We start from the raw sequence: 24097 nt of genomic DNA, 5'->3' as shown, positions 1-24097 counted from the left end.
AACCGTTGCCCCTGCTCGGGCCGGACGGCGCGGGCAAGCCGACCGCCCTCAACCCGCCGCTCGGCCCGCTCACCCCCGGCCGGGGCGCGATCGCCGCGCCCCGGCCGAGGCGGGCAGGGACCGGGAGATGGGCATCATGCTCCGGAACGCCGGCCGTGCGGTGCCATCATGGTGCAGGGTCGGGTCCAGCCGGCGGACCCGTTCAGTAACGCAGCTCCGCCAGCACGGCGTAGTGGTCGGAACCGGGCTCGGGGCCGTCGCCCACGACCTCGCAGCGCACCGGATGCCCCGCGCCGCCCGCCCGGGGCCAGGCGCTCAGCACGTAGTCGAAGCGGCGGTCGGGATAGAGGCCCGGCCGCGCGTACGGGTTGGCGCTGCTCCACGTGTGGCCGGGGCCGCCGTCGCCGGCCAGCTCCCACGCGTCGTAGAACACCACGCCGGGCGTGGCCGGCGCGCTGCGCCCGGTCAGCATCCTCATCTCGTCGCTGTCGGGCCCGGCGTTGAAGTCGCCGCACACCAGCGTGGGATGCCGGCGCGAGGCCGCCTCGCGGACGAACGCGGTCAGCGCCCGCACCTGGGACTGCCGCATCTCGGACTCGTCCAGCCGGAACGAGCCGACCATCGAGCTGAACACCTGTAACGGCCCGCGCGGCCCGGCCAGCTCGCAGAACAGCGCGCTGCCCGCGAACTCGCCGCCGGGCAGGCGGCGCTCGTCCTGCCGGGTGATCGGCCAGCGCGACAGCACCGCGCAGGGCACACCGTCCGCGTAGGAGGCGACGTGCTCGTAGCCGAACGACTGGCCCGCCCACTCTTGCAGCAGGACCACGTCGGCCTCCTGCTCGCGCACCACCTTCTCGATCCGCCCTGCCCGCTCGGCGAACGGGCCGTGCTCGCCCCACACGTTCCAGGTCAGCACGCGCACGCGGGTCTCGATCAGCGGTCCGTACGGCTCGGCCCAGTTCATCGCAGCCCCTCCACGGCTCTGACAGCGCGGTCCACCTGCTCGGGCCCCGTCACGATACTCGTGCCGAAGCGCAGCAGCGAGGGCTGGTACGGCGTCACGCTCGCGACCACCTTCTGCCCGCGCAGCCGCTCCACCGCCTCGAACGGCTCCATGCCCGCCACCGAGCAGCACACCAGCCCCGCCGACAGCTCCGGCGCGCTCGGGGTGGCCAGCCGGACGTGCGGGATCGCGGCCAGGCCCGCCTTCAGCCTGGAGGCCAGCTCCTGCGTGCGCCGCTGGACGCGGTCCTTGCCGATCGCCGTCATGAACGCGAACGCCTGCGGCATCGCCCACCGGTGCTCGAACGCCTTGTAACCGCCGGGCGTGACCAGCTCGGCCGTGTTCGCGCCCGGCGCGCCGCCGCCCTGCCAGGCATCGAACGCGGCCTGGCTGAAGCTGGGCACGATCGGGGCGACCGCGTCCCAGGCCCGGCCCCACACGATGCCCGTGCCGCGCGGCCCGAACAGCCACTTGTGCGTGCCGCTGGCCAGGAAGTCACAGCCCAGGTCGGCCACGCCGTCGGCCAGCGCGCCGAACCCGTGCACCCCGTCCACGCACAGCAGCGCCCGGTCCCGCTCGTCGCGGCCCCTGTTCGCCTCGGCCAGCAGGTCGGCGACGGCGCGCACCGGCACGCGCACGCCGGTGCTCGAATGCACCCAGGTGAGCGCCACCACCCGCGTGCGCGGGCCGAGGCCCTCCTTGATCGCCGAGACCATGCGGTCGGCCGAGGCGCGGGCCGGGTCGTCGTACAGCCTGACCCGGCGGAGCTTCGCCCCCGTGCGGGCGGCCAGCAGGCGCAGGCCCTCGTGGGTGGCCATGAAGTCGTGCTCGGTGGTCAGCACGTCCTGGCCGGGGCGCAGGCCGAGACCGGAGTAGAGCAGGCCCAGGCCCATCGTGGTGCTGTCGGTGAGCGCGATCGTGTCGGCGCGGGCGCCCAGGTAGCGGGCGGCGGCCTCGCGTACGGCCTGGTCGGGCGAGCCGCCCGGCGGGGTGTACTCGGGGTCGGCGTCGAGGGCGTCGCGGTGCGTTCTGATCGCCTGCCGGACCGGGGCCGGCGCGGGTGCCAGCACGAATGCGGCGAACTGCGCGTACGCGGGGTCCAGCGCGAACTGGGCCCGCACGGACGCCCAGTCGGCGGGGTCGAAGGCGGCGCCTTTGGGCGCGGGCGTGTCACCGGTGCACGCCGCCGCGCCTGTCAGGAGCCCGGCGCCGAGCAGGGCCCGTCTGTTGAGCATGCTGGCTTCCTACCCGGCACGGTCAGCTCCTGATCGCGGCAACCTGCCTGATCAGATCGGATACGCGGACGATGCCCAGGCAGCGGTTCAGCTCGTCGGTGACCACCAGGTCGTCGTAGACGCGGGTGGAGTCCCGGCCCGCGGCCTGCATGGCCGCTATCGCCGGCGTCGTGCGCGGCACCGTGCGCGGCGGGTCGGCCAGGCGCTGCGCCGGCTTCGAGCCGTGCAGGGCATGGCCGTAGCGGGCCGCGAACGACAGCAGGAACCGGCTGCGGTCGAGGCTGCCCTTGGGCCGCTGGAACTCGTCCACCAGGATCACGCTGGTGATCGTCGGCTCGTGCCCGAACGCCGCCACCGCCTCCTCCGCCTTGGCCTCCGCCGGGAGCGTCACGGCCGGCAGCAGCAGCTCCTGCACGCGGGGGCCGAGCAGGACCGTGTCGGGCGACTCGTCGGCGATCGGCAGCGGCACCCGTACCTTGCCGTCGGGGCCCGGGGCGAGCAGGGGGCCGTGCGCCAGGCGCACGCCCAGGCCGCGGACCATCCCGACCTGCGCCTCGCGCTCCACGCCCGGGGCCATGACGTGCGCGCCGATGGCGCGGGCCAGCGTGCCGACCGCCCGCGCCACCGCGATGGCCCGGTGGTCGCCGGGGATGCGCGCCACCACCTCGGGGTCGAGGGCCAGCAGGTACGGGGACGCGTCCGCGACCAGGTCCAGGGCCGCGCCGGAGGTGCCGACGTCGGAGAAGCCGAGCAGGTACCCGATCGTGCGCAGGCCGTCGAGCCCCACCTTGAGCAGCGGCCGGTCCTGCTCCTGGCACGGTCCAGTGAGCAGCAGGATCGCCTCGCGCGGATGCCGGCCCGCCCTCCTCAGCGCCTCGTGCAGCGGCGCCAGCGCGCCCGCGCCCGACAGCACCACCCGTACCGGGAGCTCCAGCACCATCGGCAGGGGCGCCGCTCTCAGGGTGCCGGTGTTGTCCACGATGGCCGGGTGCGCGATGACAGCACCCGTGTCGAGATCCACCATGGGACTGGTGAGCAGGGAGGACACGTACAGATGGTGCTCCTGTCACAGCCGCACCAGAAGCCCCCCGAAACAAAATTTACCGACATTTCCGTTTCGGTTCCCTACTGGACCGGAGGGGAACGTCGTTCGTTAGTCTTCGCGCATGAACGCGCGTCCGGCGAGGGGCGGCGGCCGGTGGGTCACGGTGCCGCCGGAGCGTCTGCATCCATGGATCGACGGGTTCGCGGCGCGTCACGGGCCCTTCACGGCGAGCGGGGACGCGCGGGTCGTGCGGCTGCTGGCCGGCGACGGGGCGCTGGCCGAGCTGCACGTGCCCTTCCCGCCTCTGGCGCCGCCGGGGCCGCCGCACGTGAGCCGGTTCGTGGCGCACGCCGGGGCCGAGCGGCGGGTCGGGGTGTTCCTGGTGCGGCTCGGCGGCTACGCGGCCGGGGTCTTCCACGGGAGCGCGCTCGTGGCGTCCAAGGTGGGGTCGCGGCTGGTGCAGGGGCGTACGGCGGCGGGCGGGTGGTCGCAGCAGCGCTTCGCCCGGCGGCGGAAGAACCAGGCCGCCCAGGCGTTCGACGACGCGGTGGAGACGGCGGTGCGGGTGCTGACGCCGTACCTGGGGGAGCTGGACGGGGTGGTGCTCGGCGGGGACCGCAGGGCGGTGGACGCCCTGCGGCCGGACCGCCGGCTGGCGCCGCTGCTGGAGCTGGAGCGGGAGCCGTTCCTCGTGGTGCCCGATCCGCGGCTGGCGGTCCTGCGGGACACGCCCGCCCAGTTCAGGTCGGTACGCGTGCGGGTGGTCGATCCGGATCAGGCGGGGAACGCGTCCCGGTGATCGGCGAGGAAGGCTGACAGGGGGCGGGGCGGGCGGCCGGTCACGTCCCGCACCGCCGTCGTGGTCGCCGCCCAGCGGCCGTCGCCGGTCTCGGCCATGAGGGCGGCCAGGTCGCCGGCGTGGGGCTGGGGGATGCCCTGGCGTTCCAGGTGGGCGGTCATCTCGGGGACGGGCAGGTTCACGTAGCGGACCGGGCGGCCGAGGGCCCTGCCGATCTCCTCGGCGATCCGGTCGTGCGACAGGGACTCGGGGCCGGTGAGGACGAGGTCGCGGTCGGGGCCGACCGGGGCCGTCAGCAGGGCGGCGGCCACGTCGGCGATGTCGCGGGCGTCGATGTAGTTGACCGGGGTGGTGCCGTACGCGCCGTACATGCTGCCGTGCTCGAAGTCGCGCGGCAGGTTCTGCATGAAGCCGCTGGGCTGGAGGATCGTCCAGGGCACGCCCGACTTCCTGAGGTGGGCGTCGACGGCGCCGTGCATGCCCATGCCGAGCTTGGCGCCCGGCTCGGCGTCGCGTACCGACACGGCGACGATCTGCGCCACGCCCGCGCGGGCGGCCAGGTCGATGACGGCTCGGTGCGCGTCGACGTAGCCGGGCCAGAGCGAGCTGTTGAGGAAGAGCCGGTCGCCCGGGTTGAGCAGCCCGCCGATCGTGTCCGGCCGGTCGAAGTCGGCCTTGGCGTAGGGGACGCCCAGGTCCTCGGCGTCGCGCCGGACGACGGCGAGGACGTCGTGGCCGCGCAGCCGCCCGACGAGCGCGCGGCCGATGGAGCCGGTGGCACCGGTTACCACGATCATGGGGACCTCCGTAAGTGGAATCTCGAATTCCGGTTAGCTGGACGCTACACTAAGCGGAATCGGATCGTCCACTTTGGAGTCGTACGTGCGAGCGGATGCCAGGCGGAATCTGGACAAGATCGTCGAGGCGGCCGCCGCGGTCGTCGCCGAGCGCGGCGTCAACGCGCCGATGGAGGCCGTCGCCAAGCGGGCCGGCGTCGGCGTCGGCACGCTCTACCGCCGCTTCCCCGACCGCGGCGCCCTGATCGCGGCCGTCGGCGACCACTACATCCACACGATGGCGGACGCGCTGGACACCGCCGCCGGCGCCACCGCCGACGCGTGGAGCGCGATCTGGGACTTCGTCTGCTGGGCCGCCGAGCCGGGCCGCACGGCGCTGGCCACCGCGCTGGCGGTGCTGCCGGAGGAGGCGATCGTGGACCGGGCCGAGTTCGCGCGGGTGCGGGGGGAGTGGGTGGAACGGTTCGACGGGCTCGTCCGCCGCGCGCAGGCCGAGGGCTCGATGCGGCCCGACGTCGGCGTCGAGGACCTCATCCACCTCTTGAACGTCTTCACCTGCCACCCCGACGACCTGCCGGCCCCGGTGGCCGCCGATCCGGGCCGCTACCTGCGGCTGATGCTCGACGGGATGAAGGCCGGCGCCGCCACGCCGCCGCCCGGCGCCGGAGCGTGACCGCTCCGCGTCGTTGAGACGATTCAAAAAAATCTTGAATGCCGCTATGATGAGCCGAAGTTCTCGGTGGACCGCGTTCTGCGGTCCACCTTCAGCAGCGGATCCTGCGCTTTCCGGTGGGCGGCCGCGTCCAGCGGAGCACCTCGGGCGGCGCACTCCGCTCATTCAGCAGCACGGCTCTTTCAGCAGCACGGCCTCGTGAGGATCGATGGCGACCAGGAACATCAAGGAGGTCGCGCAGCTGGCGCGCGTCTCGGTGGGCACGGTGAGCAATGTGCTCAACCGCCCGGAGATCGTGTCCCCCGCCACACGCGAACGCGTCTTCGAAGCGATCAAGAAACTCGGTTTCGTCCGCAATGAGGTGGCCCGCCACCTGCGGGTGGGCCGCAGCCGCACGGTCGGGCTCGTCGTGCTCGACGTGTCCAACCCGTTCTTCGTGGACGTGGCCCAGGGCGCCGAAGCGGTGGCCGACGACCACGACACGATGGTGGTGCTCTGCAACAGCGCCGGCGACCCCGGCCGCGAGCGCCGCCACCTCGACCAGCTCGAACAGCAGCGGGTGATGGGAATACTGATCACCCCGGTCGAGATGGAGACCCCCTGGCTGGAGGAGCTCGCCGCCCGGGGCACCCCCGTGGTGCTGGTCGACAGCCCGGCGACCGGCCTGCAGTGCTCGGTGGCCGTCGACGACCGGCTCGGCGGGCAGATCGCCGGCGCCCATCTCATTGAACGCGGGCACCGGCGGATCATGTTCGTCGGCGGGCCGCCGTCCATCAAACAGGTGGCCGACCGGCACGCGGGCGTGACCAGCGCCGTCGCCGCCGCGGACGGTGCCGTTGAACTGCTCACCTCCACCGCGCCCACGCTCACCGTGGCCGAGGGGCGGGCGATCGGCGAGCGCGTGGCGGCCCTGCCCGCCGCCGAACGGCCCACGGCGGCCTTCTGCGCCAACGACATGATGGCGCTGGGATTTTTACAGGCCATGGCCTCGCACGGGCTCCGAGTCCCCGAGGACCTGGCCATCATCGGGTACGACGACATCGACTTCGCCGCGGCGGCCGCGGTGCCGCTGTCGTCCGTCCGGCAGCCCCGGGAACTGCTGGGGCGTACGGCGATCGATCTGTTGCTGGAGGAGGTGGCCGAGCCTGAGCAGCATCGGCACCGGCAGGTCATCTTCCAGCCTGACCTGGTGATTCGCGAGTCCAGCGCGTTGTGTCGCGAGGGGTGACCCTCGGCCCTCCGGGCCTCCGGGCCTCCGGGCCTCCGGGGGCTGGTGGCTCGGTGGCTCGGGCTTTCTGCCCGCTTCTGTGCTTCTTGTGTCCGGGCTTCCTGCGTCCGGTGTCGCGGTGATCGGGTGCGCCGGTCGCCGTACGCGTTGCGCCGGACCCCTCCGTACGCCTTCCCGCCGACGCGGCGCGCCAGGGGCCGGGCGGCGCGGGGCACATGAGGCCCCCGTCCGCGTGCGCGTGCGCTTGTCCGATCGCCGAGAGGAGTCATTCCTTGACCGAGATCTACCGCAACCCCCTGGCCACCCCCGAGGACCTGGCCGGATTCCGGATGGAGGGGGACGGCGCCATGTCCTTCCCCCAGGGACGGATGCGGCTGGAGAGCCTCAGGCCGGCCTCCGACGGGCAGGCGGCCAATCTGGTGCTCTGGTGTCCCGAGGAGTTCCCCGCCGACGTGCGGATCGAGTGGGACTTCTGGCCCGTCAGGGAGCCGGGCCTGGCCATCATGTTCTTCCATGCCAGGGGCCGGAACGGTGAGGACGTGTTCGATCCCGCCCTGACCCCGCGCAACGGGCCGTACGAGCAGTACCACCACGGCGACATCGACGCCTACCACGTGTCCTATTTCCGGCGCATGTGGGAGTCCGAGCGCGCCCTGCACACCTGCAACCTGCGTAAGAGCCACGGCTTTCACCTGGTCGCGCAGGGGGCTGACCCGCTGCCGGGGGTGCTGGACGCCCGGGGGCCCTATGCCGTCCGGATCGACGTCAAGGGAGGCGCGGTGAGCTTCTCAATCAACGATTTGGTCTCGTTCCGCTGGCAGGACGACGGCTCGATCGGCGGTTCCGCCCTGGCAGGAGGCAAGGTGGGGTTCCGGCAGATGGCTCCGCTGATCGGAGAGTACGCAAATCTCCGCGTATCTCGTCATTGACTTTGAGTCGATTCAACACTAATTTCGCACCAACCGCCGTTCACTCGCTTGTAACTGGGCAGGAACCACGGTGCAACACTCCACCCCCGTATCCGTGCACATGCCACGAAAGGTGGTGCCGGATGAACCACCCCGCCTTGTCAATCAGGATTCAAGCTGCCTGCTCAGAGCTGATCTGGGCGGTGCGGCTGAATCTGATCTGGCTCGTCTTCACCCTCGCGGGAGGCGTGATTCTCGGGCTCGGGCCCGCCACCGTTGCCGCCTACACCCTGGCTCGGAGGCATGCCCGGAATGAAACGATTCAGGTTTGGCGCGAATTCTGGCTCGTCTACCGACGGGAGTTCGTCCGGGCCTCGTTGCTGGTCCTGCCGGCGGCGCTGGTCGCCACCGTGCTGGTCGGCAACTACCTCTACTTCTCGGCCCTGGGGCCCGACATGGGGGCGCTGCGAATCGCGACCTTCGTGGCCCTCATCGCACTGGCGGGTGTGGGGGCGTACGTAGGGCCGCTCTACGCGCACTACGACCTGCCGCTCTGGGCCTACTGGCCCAAGGCCACCCAGCTAGCGCTGCTGCGTCCGGCATCGTCCGTGCTGTTGCTGCTAGCGCTCTCAGCCATCGCCTTCGCGACCTCGGTGGCGCCCATCCTGGCGCCGATGATCAGCTTCGGCGCGTGGATCTATCTCAACACGTGGCTCTGCCTGCGCTTCTTCCAGGAGAACGAGGCGCGCCTGCTTTCGAAAGGGAACTCATGAGCGCACCCCGTCGCCGGCGGCTCCTTGCCGGTGTGTTAACGCTAACGGCTGCCCTCACCGCCTCGGCCTGCTCTGGCGGTGGCGACGCGCCTCAGTCCGACCCGAACACGATCACGTTCATGGCGAAGCTGTTCGGTACGGCCCCTGAGCCGACCGGCGAGATGCAGCAGGCCATCGAGAAGTTCCTCGGCAAGAAGATCAAGGTCACCTGGGTCCCGAACGCCGAGTACACCGAGAAGATGAACGTCACGCTGGCCTCGGACAGCATTCCGCAGGTCGTGGTCGTGGACCCGAAGATGCCGGCGTTCGTGAAGGCCGCGCAGGCCGGGGCGTTCTGGGATCTGACCGACAAGCTGGACAAGTACCCGAACCTGAAGCCGGCGGACGCGCAGACCGCGCTCAACTCCTCCATCAACGGCAAGACCTACGGCCTCTACCGGATGCGCCCCCTGCTCCGCTCGGCGGTCGTCATCCGCAAGGACTGGCTGAAGAAGGTCGGTCTCGAGGAGCCGAAGACGATCGACGAGTTCTACGAGGTCGCCAAGGCGTTCACGGAGAAGGACCCCGACGGCAACGGCAAGAAGGACACCTACGGCCTCATCATCCCGAAGTGGCCGGGTAACTACGCCAGCGCCAGCCCGTACGACGTGATCGAGACCTGGTTCGGCGCCCCGAACGGCTACGGCGAGCGCGACGGCAAGGTCGTGGCCGGGTTCGACACGCCAGAGTTCATCGAGGCCAACAAGTGGCTCAAGAAGATGGTCGACGAGGGCCTGGTCAACCCCGACTTCGCCACCCTCGACTCCGCCAAGTGGAACGAGCCGTTCTTCCACGGCAGGGGCGGCATGATCATCGACGTCAACATCCGCTCCCGCCAGGTCCTCGACCTGTTCAGGGAGGACGGCGACCAGAACTACGGTGACAAGGTCACCATGGTCGGCAACCTGGCGCGCTCGGACGGCCAGAAGTTCTCCTACCCGTTCACGGGCTACGCCGACTCCCTGGCCATCTCCAAGCAGAGCGTGCGGACCGACGCCGAGCTGGACAACGTGCTGAAGACGCTGGACAAGCTGGCCACGAAGGAAGGCCAGGTCCTGCTGCAGAACGGCATCGAGGGCCGCAACTTCAAGGTCGAGAACGGCGACACCGCCGCGCTGATCAACGAGGACGACACGGCCGTCAAGACCGTCCAGGACAACGTGGACGACGCGTTCACGCAGCTCAGCACCAAGGGCACGATGGACATCGGCGGCATCGCCTACCAGCGCGTCCCCTCCGGTCAGCCGTACCGGGACATCCTCGCCCTGCAGAAGAAGCTGGTGGAGGAGGACCTCAAGACGGCCGTGCACAACGTCGCGCTGCCCGTGGTCCCCCCGACCCAGATCGAGAAGGGCGCGCAGATCGACAAGATCATCCCTGACGCGCGGGTGAAGTTCCTGTCGGGCGCGATCGACGAAGAGGGCCTCAAGGCCGAGATCAAGAAGTGGCACGACGGCGGCGGCACCCAGATCGTCACCGAGATCAACGACCTGCTGGCGAAGCTGCCCAAGTAGTTCACGACCCCCCGCCTGAGGGGCCCGGACCTCGTCCGGGCCCCTCATAGGAAAGGAGGCCGCTGTGGCCACCGACCTGGCGACGCCTCCGGTGAAGGCGGCGCCCAAGCCCAGGAAGCGCAGGCCGGACCGGGTGCCGCTGGGCACCGCGCTGCTGCGCTACCGCTGGCTCTACCTGATGCTCCTCCCGGGCCTCGCCTACTTCGTGATCTTCAAGTACGTGCCGATGTACGGCGTGACGATCGCGTTCCAGGACTTCCTGCCGTTCCTCGGCTACTCGGGCAGCCCCTGGGTCGGCCTCAAGCACTTCGAGCAGCTCTTCTCCGGCCCCGACTTCGGCCGGCTGATGGCCAACACGCTGATCCTGGCGCTGCTGCACATCGTCTTCGTCTTCACCGCGCCGGTCATCGTCGCGCTGATGCTGAACGAGCTGCGGGTCAACATCCTCAAGCGCTCGGTCCAGTCGCTCATCTACATCCCGCACTTCCTGTCGTGGACCATCGTCGCGTCGCTGACGTACGTGCTGTTCGCGGCCGACTTCGGCGTGCTCGCCGGCTGGATGCGGGACCTGCTCGGCGACACCGCGAAGATCGACTACATGGCGCAGGAGCAGTGGTTCCGCCAGCTGATCATCCTGCAGCAGCTCTGGAAGATGACGGGCTGGGGCACGATCATCTACCTGGCCGCGCTGGCCGGCGTGGACCCCAACTTGTACGAGGCCGCCCGCATGGACGGCGCCGGCCGCTTCCGCCAGCTCTGGCACGTCACGCTGCCCGCGATCCGCCCGACGGTCGTCGTCATGGCGATCCTCGCCTCCGGCAACCTGCTGGACTCCGGCTTCGAGCAGATCTGGCTGATGACCACGTCGCTGAACCGCGAGGTGGCGGAGGTGTTCGACACCTACGTCTACTACGCCGGCATCCAGAACGGGAACTACAGCTACTCCACCGCCGTCGGCCTGTTCAAGGGCGTGGCCGGCGTCATCCTGATCTTCGGCTCCAACTGGCTGGCCAAGCGCCTCGGCCAGCGGGGACTGTTCTAGGGAGCCCGGCCATGACCACCATGACTGAGACCAAGCCCAAGAAGCTCGCGGTCAACAACAACAGCTCGCCCGGCAGCCGCGTCTTCGACGTGTTCAACGTCGTCGCGCTCGTCGGCCTGGCGCTGATCACGGTGCTGCCGCTGATCTACGTGCTGGCCGCGTCGTTCGCCAGCGAGCCGGAGATCGCCTCGCGGCCGTTCTTCCTGTGGCCGGAGAAGGTCGTCACCGAGGCGTACGAGTACATCTTCGCCACCCCCACCTTCGTCCGCTCCCTGCTCACGACCGTGATCGTGACGGCGGTCGGCATGGTGGTGCAGGTGATGCTGACCTTCACCATGGCCTACCCCCTGGCCAAGCGGTACCTGCCGGGACGCGCGCTGGTGCTGAACCTGGTCATCTTCACGATGGTCTTCACCGGCGGCATGATCCCCACCTACCTGGTGGTGCGCGACCTGGGGCTGCTCGACAGCTACTGGGCGCTGATCCTGCCGCTGGCGATCAACCCGTTCTACCTGATCATCGTCAAGAGCTTCTTCCAGGAGCTGCCGCAGGCCCTGGAGGAGGCGGCCAGGATCGACGGCTGCAACGAGATGGGCGTCTTCTTCAAGATCGTCCTTCCGCTGTCCAAGCCGATCATCGCGACGTTCTCGCTGTTCTACGCGGTGGCGATCTGGAACGACTACATGTCGCCACTCCTGTACATCACCGACCCGAACAAGTGGACGCTGCAGATCCTCGTCCGCCAGCTCACCAACACCGACGCCGCGGCCGCCCTGTCACAGATGGACCGCACCTGGGTGCCGCCGGAGCAGGGCCTGAAGTTCGCCATCATCGTGATCGCGACGCTGCCGATCCTGTTCTTCTACCCGTTCCTGCAGAAGCACTTCGCCAAGGGCGTGCTGATCGGGGGCGTCAAGGAGTGACCCGCACCGTGCTGCTGGCCGGGGACTCGACGGTCGCCTCCTGCCCGGCCTTCGAGGCGCCCATGTCCGGGTGGGGGGCGCACCTCGGGTCGTACACCGGCGGCCCGGTGCGCAACTTCGCCAAGGGCGGCGCCACCACGGCCAGCCACCGGGAAGAGGGGCTGTGGGCGGCGCTGCTGCGCGAGGTCGCGCCCGGCGACCTCGTGGTGATCCAGTTCGGGCACAACGACCAGAAGGAGCCCGGACTGCCCTACCGCGACAACCTGCGCGCCTTCGTCGCGGAGGCGCGCGGGGCGGGCGGGCTGGCGGTGCTGTGCACGCCGGTGCAGCGGCGCAGGTTCGAGGGCGGTCGGCTGGTGCCCACGCACGGGGACTACCCCGAGCGGGTGCGCGCGCTGGCCGCCGCCGAGGACGTACCGCTGATCGACCTGACCGCCGCCACCACCGAGCTGTACGAGCGGCTCGGCCCCGACGGGTCCAAGGCCCTGTTCACGCACTTCCCGCCGGGCACGCATCCGCTCTACCTGGACGGCGTGGCCGACGACACCCACTTCTGCTTCCGCGGCGCCGACGAGGTGGCCGCGATCGTCGCCGAAGGACTGAAGGAGATCTCATGACCGTACTTCGCTGGCTGGACCGACCGGGTGAGCAGGGGGTGACCTGGGGAGTTCCGTGGCCACGCGGTGCGGTCGAGCGGGGCACGCCGTTCGCGCTGTCCGACGCCGAGGGGAGCGAGGTGCCCCTGCAGAGCTGGGTGACCGCCACCTGGCCCGACGGCTCGGTCAAGTGGTCGGCCCACGCCACGGGGGCCGGGCCCGGCTCCCCGGCGTACCGGCTGGAGCCCGGCCGCGAGCCCGCCGCCCCCGACACCGCGGTCACCGTGACCCGGCAGGGCCGGGACCTGGTCGTCGGCACCGGCGTGGTCACGTGGACGATCGGCGGTGGCACGCTGGCCCGCTCGATCTCGCGCGGGAGCCGCGAGATCGCCAGGGACGTGCGCCTGGTCAGCCTCCGCCAGGCCGAGCCCACCCCCGACGAGGGCGGCTGCGTGGCCCGCGAGCGGGCCGACGGCGTCGTCGAGAGCGTCACGGTCGAGCAGGACGGCCCCGTCCGCGCCGTGGTGCGGCTGGAGGGCCGGCACGGCGACTGGCTGCCGTTCACCGTGCGCCTGTACTTCTACGCGGGTGCCGAGCACGTGCGGATCATGCACACGTTCGTCTGGGACGGCGACCCCGAGCGCGACTTCCTGGCCGGGCTCGGGCTGCGCGCCGACGTGGTCATGCGCGACGAGCCGCACGACCGGCACGTACGCCTGGCCGGCGGCGACGGCTTCCTGACCGAGGCCGTACGCGGGCTGACCGGCCTGCGCCGCGACCCCGGCGAGGCCGCCCGCCGCGCCCAGGTCGAGGGCCGCCCGGCCGGCGAGCTCGACCCGGAGGTCGCCAACCGGTTGCACCTCATCCCGGCCTGGAACGACTACACCCTCGACCAGGGCTCCGCCGACGGCTACACGCTGCGCAAGCGCACCAAGGAGGGCCACGCCTGGGTGACGATCCCGGCCGGCGCCCGCTCCGCCGGGTACGGCTACGTCGGCGGTGTCAGCGGCGGCCTCGGCTTCGGGCTGCGCGACTTCTGGCGCCTGCACCCCACCCGCCTCGACGTCCGGAACGCGGCCACCGACGTGGCCACCGCCACCGTCTGGCTGTGGTCGCCGTCCGCGCCGGCCATGGACCTGCGCTTCTACCACGACGGCATGGGCCAGGACACCTTCGCCGAGCAGCTCGAGGGCCTGGAGATCACGTACGAGGACTACGAGCCGGGGTTCGGCGACGCCCGGGGCATCGCGCGTACGCACGAGCTGAGCCTGCGCTTCCACGACGCCACGCCCGCCGCGCACGAGCTCGCCGCGCACGCCGCCGCCATGAACGAGCCCGGGCTGCTCGCCGCGAGCCCCGAGCGGGTGCGCGAGGCGGGCGTGTTCGGCGTGTGGGGCCTGCCCGACCGCGGCACGCCCGCGCACGCGAAGATCGAGGACCGCCTCGACTTCCTGTTCGACCTGTACGCGCGCGAGCGCGAGCAGCGCCGCTGGTACGGCTTCTGGGACTACGGCGACGTCATGCACACCTACGACGAGGACCGGCACACCTGGCGCTACGACGTCGGCGGCTACGCCTGGGACAACTCGGAGCTGTCGCCCGACCTGTGGTTGTGGCTGCAGTATCTGCGCACCGGCCGGGCCGACGTCTTCCGCTTCGCCGAGTCCATGACCCGCCACACCGGCGAGGTGGACGTCTATCACCTCGGCCGGTGGAAGGGCCTGGGCAGCCGGCACAACGTGCAGCACTGGGGGTGCAGCTGCAAGCAGCTGCGCATCTCCAACGCCGCCTACCGGCGCTTCTACTACTACCTGACGGCCGACGAGCGCACCGGCGACCTCATGGACGAGCTCAGCGTCCCCGAGGAGACGTTCCTGGTCATCGACCCGCAGCGGAAGGTGCGCGAGGACGTCTACACCCCGGACCCCGCCGCCCTGTCGGTCGGGCTCGGCACCGACTGGGGCTCGCTGGCGGCGGCCTGGCTGACCAGGTGGGAGCGGCACGGGGACGAGCGCGCCAGGGACCGGCTGCTGGGCACGATGGCCGACATCGGCGCGATGCCGCGCCGGTTCCTGTCCGGCGACGGGCGGATGGACCTGGAGAGCGGGCGTTTCGACACCTCCCGTGACCAGGTCTCCATCTCGCACCTGTCGTCGTTGTTCGGGCTGCCGGAGATGTGCGCGGAGCTGATCGCCCTCGATCTGGACGTGCCCGGGTTCCAGGAGGCGTGGCTGGAGTACTGCCGGCTCTACCTCGCCACCCCCGAGCAGCAGGAGGCGGAGGTGGGGCAGCGGCTGAGCGGGATCTCGCTGATCCAGGCGCACAGCCGGCTCACCGCGTACGCGGCGGCGCGCACCGGCGACGCCGACCTGGCGGCCTGGGCCTGGCGCAAGTTCTTCCTGGGAGAGGGCGACCAGCTCAACCGCAACCCCTTGCAACATCAGGAGAACTGGGAGCTCACCCTGGTGGACGGCCCGGAGGTGCCGCATCCGGTGCACGAGGCGGCGTTCGTCAGCACCAACAGCGCCGCGCAGTACGGCCTGGCCGCGATCCACAACCTGGTGCTGATCGGCAAGCACTTGACAGAGCACTGATCGGAGAGGTGGGGCTCCCGCCGGGAGCCCTACACTGATCGGTATGCATGCTCCCGATTGACCGGCGTCGCACGCCCAATCCTCGTTTCCTAGCTCGGGAGTGTTCCGGTCACCATGATCATTGCCCATGATATCGAGCTGCGCGCGGGCGCGCGCCTGCTCATCGAGAAAGCCTCCTTCCGGGTCAACCCCGGTGACAAGATCGGGCTCGTCGGCCGCAACGGCGCGGGCAAGACGACGCTGACCAAGGTGCTGGCGGGCGAGGGCCTGCCCGCCTCGGGCAGCGTCACCGCCACCGGCAGCGTCGGCTACCTGCCCCAGGACCCGCGCACCGGCGACCTTCAGGTGCTGGCCCGCGACCGCATCCTGTCCGCGCGCGGCCTCGACCAGGTCATCAGGGAGCTGCGCGAGGCGGAGGTCGGCATGTCCTCCGCCGACGAGCGCACGCGCGAGAAGGCCGTCAGGCGGTACGGCAGGCTCGAGGACCAGATGCACGTCCTCGGCGGATACGCGGCCGAGTCCGAGGCGGCCTCCATCGCCTCCAGCCTCGGCCTGCCCGACCGTGTCCTGGGACAGCCGTTGCAAACGCTTTCCGGCGGTCAGCGCAGGCGCGTGGAATTGGCCCGAATTCTTTTCAGCGGAGCGGAAACTCTCCTTCTCGACGAGCCGACAAACCACCTAGATGCGGACTCAATCGGGTGGCTTCGCGATTTTTTGCGAAGTCATCAAGGTGGCTTGGTGATCATCAGCCACGACGTCGGCCTTCTTGAAGCCACGGTCAACAAGGTCCTGCACCTGGACGCCAACCGGGCGGTCGTCGACCACTACAACGTCGGCTGGAACGCCTACCTCGCCCAGCGCGAGACCGACGAGAAGCGCAGGAAGCGCGAGCGGGCCAACGCCGAGAAGCAGGCCGGGGCGCTGCTGGCGCAGGCCGACAAGATGCGCGCCAAGGCGACCAAGGCCAAGGCCGCCCAGGACATGATGCGGCGCGCGCACCGGTTGCTGTCCGGTACCGAGGAGGAGCGCAAGAGCGACAAGGTGGCGCGGCTGCGCTTCCCCGACCCGCAGCCGTGCGGGCGCACCCCGCTCATGGCCGAGGGCCTGTCCAAGTCGTACGGCTCCCTTGAGGTCTTCACCGACGTCGACGTGGCCATCGACCGAGGTCACAGGGTCGTCATCCTCGGCCTCAACGGCGCCGGCAAGACCACGCTGCTGCGCCTGCTGGGCGGGATCGAGCAGCCCGACACCGGCGCGATCAAGCCGGGACACGGCCTGAAGATCGGCTACTACGCGCAGGAGCACGAGACCCTCGACAGCGGCCGGACCCTGCTGGAGAACATGCGCTCGGCCGGCGGCGAGTTCACCGACACCGAGTTGCGCAAGGTCCTCGGCTCGTTCCTGTTCACGGGTGACGACGTGGACAAGCCGGCCGGCGTCCTTTCCGGCGGTGAGAAGACCCGGCTCGCGCTCGCCATCCTGGTGCTCTCGAGTGCCAATGTCCTGCTTCTCGACGAGCCCACGAACAACCTCGATCCGGTCAGCCGCGAGCAGGTTCTCAATGCTCTGAGGTCCTATTCAGGAGCAATCGTCCTAGTCACACATGACGAGGGTGCCGTTGACGCCCTGTCACCGGATAGGGTGATCTTGCTACCGGACGGAACTGAAGACGCGTGGAGCGATGAATTTTCCGATCTTGTGGCACTTGCCTGATCTTAATTTGAGTGGGTACGGATCTTTTCCCGTGGAGTAGGTAGCCGATCCCGCTGAAATGACTGATCATGGCGGAGTAACGCTGCGGAAGTCCGGCACTACAGGAGGTACTCGTGGCCGAGACACTGAAGAAGGGCACCCGGGTCACCGGGGCCGACCGGGAAAAACTGGCCGGCGATCTCAAGAAGCGCTACGCCGCGGGCGAAAGCATCCGCGCGCTGGCCGCTTCTACCGGTCGGTCTTACGGGTTCATCCATCGCATCCTCAGCGAGTCCGGTGTGACTCTGCGCGGGCGCGGCGGGGCGACCCGAGGCAAGTCCAAGCGCTGACGGCCGCCTCGGAACGTGCGACCGCAGCCGCCCGTCCCTAGTCAGCCGCCGTCGCGCCCGGGCCAGAACCATATTCTGTAGGCTCGGGCGCGACGGTCAGCAGGACAGAGGAGCGGGCGATGGCGGAAGCGCAGGCGCAACAGCGCGGGGGGTACGCGGACGACGGCTCTGCCGCGGCAGGGAGCGGAGTTCGCTTCGAGGTGGACGGTGAGATAGCGACGATCACGCTGGACCGGCCGGAAAAGCGCAACGCACAGACGTTCGCGACATGGTCGGAGTTGGCCCGCATCGGCGAGAGCCTGCCCGGGCAGGTGCGCGTCGTCGTCGTGAAAGGTGAGGGACCGTCCTTCTCGGCAGGGATCGACCTGCGAATGTTCACACCTGAGGGGGTGCCCGGACAGGGCTCGTTCAGTTCGGCGGCCAAGACCGACGACGCCGGCTTCGAGCAGCGCATCAGACAGGCCCAAGCGGGGTTCCTGTGGCTGCGCCGCCCGGAGATCGTCTCGATCGCCGCAGTGCAGGGGCACGCGATCGGCGCGGGGTTCCAGCTCGCGCTCGCCTGCGATCTGCGGATCGTGGCCGACAATGTTTCGTTCTGCATGAAAGAGCCCGCACTGGGCCTGGTGCCCGACCTGACGGGGACCAAGCCCCTGGTCGAGCTGGTCGGCCTGGCCAAGGCGATCGACATCTGCCTGACCGCCAGGACCGTGCACGCCGACGAGGCCATGCGCATCGGCCTCGCCGAGAGAGTGGTCGCCGGGGGCGACCTGGAGCAAGCGGTACAGGACAAGGTCGCGCAACTGCTGTCGACCAACCGGGACGCGGCTGTGGCGACCAAGCGACTCCTCCAGGGGGCGCAGGGACGCACCCTGGAGGAGCAGAGTGTGGCCGAGGGGATCGAACAGGCCGCACGCATCAAGGCCCTCTTCGGGTGATTCATCGCTCAGAGGTGCTCTTGGGGTGATTTTCCGCTCTGAGGTCTCTTGAGTGGTTTCTTCGCGCAAGGGCCTCTTGGGCTGACTCGCGGCTCAGGACTCTTCCGCCTGACTTGCTACGCGATGCCGGCGGGAGCGTCTCTGGAACGCCCGCAGCCGGGCCCAGAGGCTCCGTGCGCGCGCGATCAGCGGCAGTTGGGGCTCCGGGCCGGAACGCGGCGCGATGGGGCCTCAGCGGCGATCACAGCCGCAACCGTGACAATGCGCCCCGCTTTACGGCGGCGTGCCTCCTGTGGCGGCGACTGCAGCGTGTTTCCTGTCGCGGCACCCAGCGGCACCCCATCGCGGCCGGAGAGGGGGCGCCCACGGCGGTGCTCGTGGGATGGGGGCGCAGCGTCCGGTTGGGTGCCGGCGGGGCGCAACGTCCTGGCGGTGGTGGGTGGGCGTGAGCTGCGGGGACGGGGGAAGGGGGCGGTGGAGTGCGGGGTGGGGTTTCGCGCTGAGCTGAGCCGGGAATCCCGGCGTGCCCCTGGGACGCTGTCTCCGGCGGAGGAGGAGGGATCCCCCGGATGGCGATGATGGGTGGCGGCTTCGGGCCCCACGTGATGGCGTCCCTGCGGCGCGACGGATCGGTGACCAAGCAGCGGCTGCGGCCGGGCACCGTGCGGCGCATCGCCCGTTACGCGCGCCCGTACACCCGGCAGTTCGCGGTCTTCCTGGCGCTCGTCGTGGCCGGGGCGGTGATCGTGATCGCCAACCCGCTGCTGATGAAGGCGATCATCGACGACGGCATCCTGCCCAAGCGGCCCGGCGTGGTGGTCTGGCTGGCCGTGGCGATCGCCGCGCTCGCGCTGGTGGACGCCGGGCTGACGCTCGTGCAGCGGTGGTTCTCGTCCCGCATCGGCGAGGGCCTGATCTACGACCTGCGCACCGAGGTGTTCGACCACGTGCAGCGCATGCCGGTCGCGTTCTTCATGCGCGCCCAGACCGGCGCGCTGGTCAGCCGGCTCAACACCGACGTGATCGGCGCACAGCGCGCCCTGACCAGCACCCTGTCGTCCGTCGTGTCCAACGTGGTCAGCCTGATCCTGGTGCTGGGCGCGATGCTGGCGCTGTCGTGGCAGGTGACGCTGGTCGCGCTGGTGCTGCTGCCGATCTTCATCGTGCCCGCGAAATACGTCGGCCGCCGCATGTCGGTGCTGACCCGCGAGCAGATGCAGCTCGACGCCGAGATGAGCTCGGTCACCACCGAGCGGTTCAACGTGGCCGGCGCGATGGTCGCCAAGCTGTACGGCCGGCCGGAGGACGACGCCGAGATGTTCGGCAGCCGCGCCGCCAGGGTGCGCGACGTGGGCGTGACGGTCGGCATGTACGGCACCGTGTTCCGGGTCGCGCTCGGGCTGATCGCGGCGCTGGCCACCGCCCTGGTCTACGGCATCGGCGGCGTCCTGTCCGTCTCCGGGGCCTTCGAGCTCGGCACGCTGGTGGCGCTGGCCGCCCTGCTGATGCGCCTCTACGGCCCGCTCACCTCCCTGTCCAACGTGCACGTGGACGTGATGACCGCGCTGGTGAGCTTCGACCGCGTCTTCGAGATCCTCGACCTCAAGCCCATGGTGGCGCAGAAGCCGGACGCCGTGCCGGTGCCGGAGGGGCCGGTGACGATCGAGTTCGACGACGTGCGCTTCCGCTACCCGGCCGCCGAGGAGGTCTCCCTGGCCTCGCTGGAGTCGGTCGCCAGGCAGGACGCCGGCGGCCCGTCCCACCCGGTGCTCAAGGGCGTGTCGTTCACGGCCGCGCCCGGGCAGCTCATCGCGCTCGTCGGCCACAGCGGCGCGGGCAAGACCACGATGACCTCCCTGGTGTCACGGCTCTACGACGTCAACGAGGGCGCGGTGCGGATCAACGGCCTCGACGTGCGCGACGCCACCCTCGACTCGCTGCGCGACACCGTCGGTGTGGTCATGCAGGACGCCCACCTCTACCACGACACGATCGGCGCCAACCTGCGCTACGCCAGGCCGGAGGCGAGCGACGAGGAGATCTGGGAGGCGCTGCGCGCCGCGCAGATCGGCGAGCTCGTCGAGAGCCTGCCCGACGGGCTGGAGACCGTGGTGGGCGACCGCGGCTACCGGCTGTCCGGCGGCGAGAAGCAGCGGCTGGCGCTGGCCAGGCTGCTGCTGAAGGCGCCGCGTGTGGTCGTGCTCGACGAGGCCACCGCCCACCTCGACTCCGAGTCGGAGGCGGCCGTGCAGGTGGCGTTGAAGACCGCGCTGCAGGGCCGTACGTCGCTGGTCATCGCGCACCGGCTGTCCACGATCAGGGAGGCCGACGAGATCCTCGTCGTGCACGACGGCCGGATCGCCGAGCGCGGCGGGCACGAGGAGCTGCTGGCCCGGGGCGGGCTCTACGCCGAGCTCTACCGCACCCAGTTCAGCTCTGCAGGTAGCCCAGCCGCCTGAGCTCCTCCCTGGCCACCTTCTCCACCAGCTCCAGGTCGTCGCGCCGGAGCCGGGTCCGCCAGGCGCCGACCTTGGGCACGTTGTCGTCGTACAGGAAGACCTTCGGCACCCGCGTCTCCAGGAACTCCGACAGCGTGGCCACCGTCTGCGGCGGCCTGCGGACCAGGTCCTCGTACCGGACGGTGAGGAGTTGCCGCTCGGGCAGCGTGCGGCGCAGCTCGGCGCTCAGGCGTACGGCGCCGCGCCAGCGCAGCGCGCTCTTGCCCGCCGACGGCATGGTCTTCCAGCGTTCGAGGTGCTCGTCCTTGTTGACGCCCAGGAACGCGTTGGGGAACTCGGTCCCCTCCGCCAGCATCGCCGGCTTGAACCAGGCCAGGCACGCCGGGTCGCCCAGCATGCCGGCCACCGCGTCCCTGCCGTCGCGGATGAGCTGGACGAACCGGGCGTCGGGGAAGGCCCGCAGCAGCACCGGAGCGCTGTAGATCAGGTCGGGGCTGGCGTCGCCGAAGCGGGTGACGTCGCTGGTGGAGACGCACGGACCGGTTCCCGTGACGCCGCCGGCCTCCCGGCACGGCTCGGCGCACTCGCCGCAGGAGCGGGGCAGCACCTGCCACGACTCGGCGAGGGCGTCTCTCATGACGCGTACGGCTCCGTCGGTGCGGGCGATGGACGGCTTGCGGGCGAAGGCGTACACCACGTGCGCCACGCTCGCGCGACCCATCGTCACGTGGAAGCCCGGGGAGCGTTTCAGGGCGCGGGCGAGCAGGTCCGCGCCGGAATGCGGCGCTCCGAGCAGGAAGACCGGCCGGCGGACCTTGATGCCGTTGACCACGAGGATGTGGGGCGGAAGTCGCATACGAGAGGTAAGTGTGACACCGTTTGCCACGTGAACGAGCCAACCTCCGTGTCGGTGCTCACGGGAGCGGGCATCTCCACCGACTCCGGGATCCCCGACTACCGGGGCCCGCAGGGTGTATGGACGAAGAACCCGCAGGCGGCGGCGAACGCGCAGATCGATCGTTACCTGGCCGACCCCGAGATCAGGCGCGCCTCGTGGCGGGCCAGGATCGACCATCCGGCCTGGGGCGCCCGGCCGAACGCCGCCCACGCCGCGCTGGTCGACCTGGAGCACGCGGGGATGCTGCGCGCCCTCATCACGCAGAACATCGACGAGCTGCACCAGCGGGCCGGATCCGCGCCGGAGAAGGTCATCGAGCTGCACGGCACCCTGCACCGGGCCGAGTGCGTGTCCTGCGACCTGATCACGCCCATGGACGAGGTGCTCGCCCGGGTCGCCGCCGGTGAGGAGGACCCGCCGTGCCCGCGCTGCGGCGGCATCCAGAAGTCGAACACGATCTCGTTCGGGCAGACGCTCAAGCCCGAGGTGCTGGGCGCCGCGCTGGACGCCGCCCAGTCGTGCGACCTGTTCGTGGCGGTGGGCACCTCGCTGACCGTGCATCCGGCCGCCGGGCTGTGCGGCGCGGCGCTCGACGCCGGCGCCCGCCTGGTGATCGTGAACGCCGAGCCCACGCCCTATGACCCCTTCGCCGATCGGGTGATCAACGAACCGATCGGCCAGGCACTGCCCGCGCTCGTCAAGGAGCTGATCGATGCAGCAAGGTGACACCGTCGCCATCGTCTCGCCCTCCGGCCCGCCCAGCGCCGACCTGCTCAAGCGGGGCGTCGAGCGGCTGGAGGGCCTCGGACTGAAAGTCGTGGTGAGCCCGCACGCGCTCGACCGCCAGGGGCTGGACTATCTGGCCGGCGACGACGCCGACCGGGCGGCCGACCTCCAGGCGGCGTGGTGCGACCCGGCCGTGTCGGCCGTGTTCTGCTGCCGGGGCGGCTACGGCGCGGGCCGCCTGCTCGGCCTGCTCGACTGGGAAGCCATGCGGGCGGCCGGGCCCAAGGTGCTGCTCGGGTCGAGCGACATCACGGCGCTGCACAACGCGTTCGCCATCGAGCTGGGCGTGCCGACGCTGCACGGGCCGATGGCCGCCTGCGACGTCATCGCGGGCGACGAGGCGGGGCCCGAGCCGCGTACCTGGGAGAGCCTGCGGGCGGCCCTGTTCGGCGCGCCCGCGCCGGTGCGGGGCGACCGGGTGCTGGCGCCGGGGCGGGCGGAGGGCGTGCTGGGCGGCGGTAATCTGTCGCTGCTGGCCTCGATGTGCGGCACCCGGTGGCAGCCGTCGTTCGACGGCGGGATCGCGTTCCTGGAGGACGTGGGCGAGGAGCCGTACCGGATCGACCGCATGCTCACCCAGCTTCTGCAGGCCGGGGTGTTCGACGGGGTGCGGGGGATCGCGCTCGGGTCGTGGGTGGGGTGCGGGGATCCGTACCCGGTTCTGCGGGACCGGCTGGGGCCGCTCGGGGTGCCCGTGGTGGCCGGGTTGCCGGTGGGGCACGGGTCGCCACAGATGAGCGTGTGGCTGGGGGCACTTGGTGTTATCGATACCGAATCGTGCTCCCTAACGGACATGAGTGGGAATGAGCAGCAGGCAAGGTAGGAGGGACGAAACCGACAGAAAGGGACACGGCGCGTGAACTGGTTCAGGCGTGACCGCGAGCCCGCGCGCCGGCCGGTCGAGGACGTCGATCTCGACTCGCTGCTCGCGCTCGTCGCGGAGTCCCACGGATATTCCTTCACGTTCGCCCCCGACGGCTCCGCCGTGACGCTCAAGGGCGAGGCCGACCTGGTCGTGCAGCTCAAGGGGCTGCGGCGCGAGGCCGGGCGCAGGGCCAGGGAGGACTGGCCGATGCTGGTCTCCGAGCACCTCGCGCACGCCGTGGCCACCGCCGGCGAGCGGCTGGACGTGTGCGACCTGGAGCAGGCCCGGCCCCTGATGCTGACCCGCGTGGAGTCCGTGGACGAGGTGCCCGACCTGACCCGCGTCGTCGGCCGCCACCTGAACGCCGACCTGGTCGAACTGCTCACCGTCGGCTCGCGGACCGTGCGGCCGGAGGAGGCCGGGTGCTGGCCCCTGCCCACGGGACAGGCCCTCGACCTGGCCGTCGCCAACGTGCGCGGGCAGGAGCGGCTGCGCGTGGAGGGCATCGAGCTGTCGGGCACGCCGGTGACCCGGCTGACCGCGCCGAGCCCGTCGGCCGCCACGCATCTGCGGTGGCTGGGGGACTACCTGACGGTGCCCGCGGACGGGGTGCTGGTGGTGCTGCCGGATCCGTACACGCTGCTCGTGCATCCCGTGGACGGGATCGGTGTGGTGCGGGCTCTTGAGCGGTTGCGGGTGCACGCGGTGCGGACCGACGGGCTCAGCTCGCAGGTCTACTGGTGGCATGAGGGGCGGTTGACCCTCATCAGGGCGGACATCGTCGCGCGGGGCGGGCACACCAGGCTTGTCGTGGCGCCGCCGCCGGAGTTCGCCCGCGTCCTGGCCCGCCTGGCCGTCTGAGGTTCCCGGGTGGCCGTCCGAGGTCCCCGGGCTCGGCTTCCCGCAGGTTCCTGCGCCGTTTTCGCACGTCCGCGCCTTCGTC

At 70.7% G+C, this 24097-nt stretch carries 22 protein-coding genes; 17 read left to right on the top strand and 5 right to left on the bottom strand.

Annotated features, from left to right (window positions below):
• Window positions 1–202: 202 nt before the first annotated feature.
• The 3 genes from ACBJ59_RS32970 to ACBJ59_RS32960 are packed head-to-tail and all read right to left on the bottom strand — an operon-like array spanning window position 203 to window position 3286.
• On the bottom strand, window positions 203–964 hold the full coding sequence (locus ACBJ59_RS32970) for an endonuclease/exonuclease/phosphatase family protein (RefSeq protein ID WP_375114104.1): 762 nt from the start codon (window positions 962–964) through the stop codon (window positions 203–205).
• Entirely contained in the window at window positions 961–2238 is a 1278-nt protein-coding gene (locus tag ACBJ59_RS32965; protein ID WP_375114103.1) for an aminotransferase class V-fold PLP-dependent enzyme, read from the bottom strand. The genes ACBJ59_RS32970 and ACBJ59_RS32965 overlap by 4 nt, the downstream gene beginning before the upstream one ends.
• A 22-nt stretch (window positions 2239–2260) precedes the next feature.
• Window positions 2261–3286 (bottom strand): EAL domain-containing protein, encoded by a 1026-nt coding sequence (locus ACBJ59_RS32960; RefSeq protein WP_364120203.1) that lies wholly within the window; start codon window positions 3284–3286, stop codon window positions 2261–2263.
• Between the two features lie 118 nt (window positions 3287–3404).
• Between ACBJ59_RS32960 and ACBJ59_RS32955 the strand changes: the two genes are divergently transcribed.
• Window positions 3405–4082, top strand: coding sequence for an acVLRF1 family peptidyl-tRNA hydrolase (locus ACBJ59_RS32955; RefSeq protein WP_375114102.1), 678 nt, complete (start codon window positions 3405–3407; stop codon window positions 4080–4082).
• On the opposite strand, the gene ACBJ59_RS32950 is transcribed toward ACBJ59_RS32955, so the two are convergent.
• The gene (locus ACBJ59_RS32950; RefSeq protein ID WP_375114101.1) at window positions 4058–4879 is read right to left on the bottom strand and encodes an NAD(P)H-binding protein; all 822 of its coding nucleotides are present in this window, start codon (window positions 4877–4879) and stop codon (window positions 4058–4060) included. The two genes, ACBJ59_RS32955 and ACBJ59_RS32950, sit on opposite strands and share 25 nt — an antisense overlap.
• A gap of 85 nt (window positions 4880–4964) precedes the next feature.
• Here ACBJ59_RS32950 and ACBJ59_RS32945 point away from each other — a divergent pair, with 85 nt between their 5' ends.
• The 13 genes from ACBJ59_RS32945 (at window position 4965) to ACBJ59_RS32885 (ending at window position 20605) form a co-directional block, all read left to right on the top strand.
• Complete coding sequence (locus ACBJ59_RS32945; protein WP_375114100.1) at window positions 4965–5552, top strand: TetR/AcrR family transcriptional regulator; 588 nt, start codon at window positions 4965–4967, stop codon at window positions 5550–5552.
• Window positions 5553–5760: 208 nt separating this feature from the next.
• Complete coding sequence (locus ACBJ59_RS32940) at window positions 5761–6780, top strand: LacI family DNA-binding transcriptional regulator (RefSeq protein ID WP_375114099.1); 1020 nt, start codon at window positions 5761–5763, stop codon at window positions 6778–6780.
• Between the two features lie 272 nt (window positions 6781–7052).
• The gene (locus tag ACBJ59_RS32935; protein ID WP_375114098.1) at window positions 7053–7709 is read left to right on the top strand and encodes a DUF1961 family protein; all 657 of its coding nucleotides are present in this window, start codon (window positions 7053–7055) and stop codon (window positions 7707–7709) included.
• A 122-nt stretch (window positions 7710–7831) separates the two neighbouring features.
• A complete protein-coding gene (locus ACBJ59_RS32930; protein WP_375114097.1) occupies window positions 7832–8461 on the top strand; it encodes a YesL family protein in 630 nt (209 codons plus the stop codon).
• 119 nt (window positions 8462–8580) lie between these two features.
• Complete coding sequence (locus ACBJ59_RS32925) at window positions 8581–10014, top strand: extracellular solute-binding protein (protein ID WP_375114096.1); 1434 nt, start codon at window positions 8581–8583, stop codon at window positions 10012–10014.
• 64 nt (window positions 10015–10078) lie between these two features.
• Window positions 10079–11056 (top strand): ABC transporter permease, encoded by a 978-nt coding sequence (locus ACBJ59_RS32920; protein WP_375114095.1) that lies wholly within the window; start codon window positions 10079–10081, stop codon window positions 11054–11056.
• Window positions 11057–11067: 11 nt separating this feature from the next.
• Complete coding sequence (locus ACBJ59_RS32915) at window positions 11068–11979, top strand: carbohydrate ABC transporter permease (protein WP_375114094.1); 912 nt, start codon at window positions 11068–11070, stop codon at window positions 11977–11979.
• A complete protein-coding gene (locus ACBJ59_RS32910) occupies window positions 11976–12596 on the top strand; it encodes a rhamnogalacturonan acetylesterase (RefSeq protein WP_375114093.1) in 621 nt (206 codons plus the stop codon). The genes ACBJ59_RS32915 and ACBJ59_RS32910 overlap by 4 nt, the downstream gene beginning before the upstream one ends.
• Complete coding sequence (locus tag ACBJ59_RS32905; RefSeq protein WP_375114092.1) at window positions 12593–15169, top strand: Tat pathway signal sequence domain protein; 2577 nt, start codon at window positions 12593–12595, stop codon at window positions 15167–15169. The genes ACBJ59_RS32910 and ACBJ59_RS32905 overlap by 4 nt, the downstream gene beginning before the upstream one ends.
• Window positions 15170–15283: 114 nt before the next feature.
• On the top strand, window positions 15284–16882 hold the full coding sequence (locus ACBJ59_RS32900; RefSeq protein ID WP_375114091.1) for an ABC-F family ATP-binding cassette domain-containing protein: 1599 nt from the start codon (window positions 15284–15286) through the stop codon (window positions 16880–16882).
• 113 nt (window positions 16883–16995) lie between these two features.
• On the top strand, window positions 16996–17211 hold the full coding sequence (locus ACBJ59_RS32895; protein WP_020547488.1) for a helix-turn-helix domain-containing protein: 216 nt from the start codon (window positions 16996–16998) through the stop codon (window positions 17209–17211).
• Between the two features lie 119 nt (window positions 17212–17330).
• On the top strand, window positions 17331–18146 hold the full coding sequence (locus ACBJ59_RS32890; RefSeq protein WP_375114090.1) for an enoyl-CoA hydratase/isomerase family protein: 816 nt from the start codon (window positions 17331–17333) through the stop codon (window positions 18144–18146).
• A gap of 569 nt (window positions 18147–18715) precedes the next feature.
• A complete protein-coding gene (locus tag ACBJ59_RS32885) occupies window positions 18716–20605 on the top strand; it encodes an ABC transporter ATP-binding protein (protein ID WP_375114089.1) in 1890 nt (629 codons plus the stop codon).
• Here the strand turns inward: ACBJ59_RS32885 and ACBJ59_RS32880 are convergent.
• Window positions 20577–21461 carry a sulfotransferase gene (locus ACBJ59_RS32880; RefSeq protein ID WP_375114088.1) on the bottom strand — a complete coding sequence of 295 codons (885 nt, stop codon included), beginning with the start codon at window positions 21459–21461 and terminating at the stop codon, window positions 20577–20579. The two genes, ACBJ59_RS32885 and ACBJ59_RS32880, sit on opposite strands and share 29 nt — an antisense overlap.
• Window positions 21462–21491: 30 nt before the next feature.
• On the opposite strand from ACBJ59_RS32880, the gene ACBJ59_RS32875 reads away from it, so the two are divergent.
• From ACBJ59_RS32875 to ACBJ59_RS32865, 3 genes are read left to right on the top strand one after another with little or no spacing between them, the layout of a single operon-like run.
• On the top strand, window positions 21492–22229 hold the full coding sequence (locus ACBJ59_RS32875) for an NAD-dependent deacetylase (RefSeq protein ID WP_375114087.1): 738 nt from the start codon (window positions 21492–21494) through the stop codon (window positions 22227–22229).
• Window positions 22216–23112: an LD-carboxypeptidase gene (locus ACBJ59_RS32870; RefSeq protein ID WP_375114086.1), complete on the top strand. Its 897-nt coding sequence runs from the start codon at window positions 22216–22218 to the stop codon at window positions 23110–23112. Before ACBJ59_RS32875 ends, ACBJ59_RS32870 begins: the two co-directional genes overlap by 14 nt.
• A gap of 33 nt (window positions 23113–23145) precedes the next feature.
• Window positions 23146–24015 (top strand): hypothetical protein, encoded by an 870-nt coding sequence (locus tag ACBJ59_RS32865; protein WP_375114085.1) that lies wholly within the window; start codon window positions 23146–23148, stop codon window positions 24013–24015.
• Window positions 24016–24097: the final 82 nt, after the last annotated feature.

The sequence above is a fragment of the Nonomuraea sp. MTCD27 genome (assembly GCF_041950495.1).
In the GTDB taxonomy this organism is placed as follows: Bacteria; Actinomycetota; Actinomycetes; order Streptosporangiales; family Streptosporangiaceae; genus Nonomuraea.
This window is presented reverse-complemented; position numbering and strand designations above follow the sequence as displayed.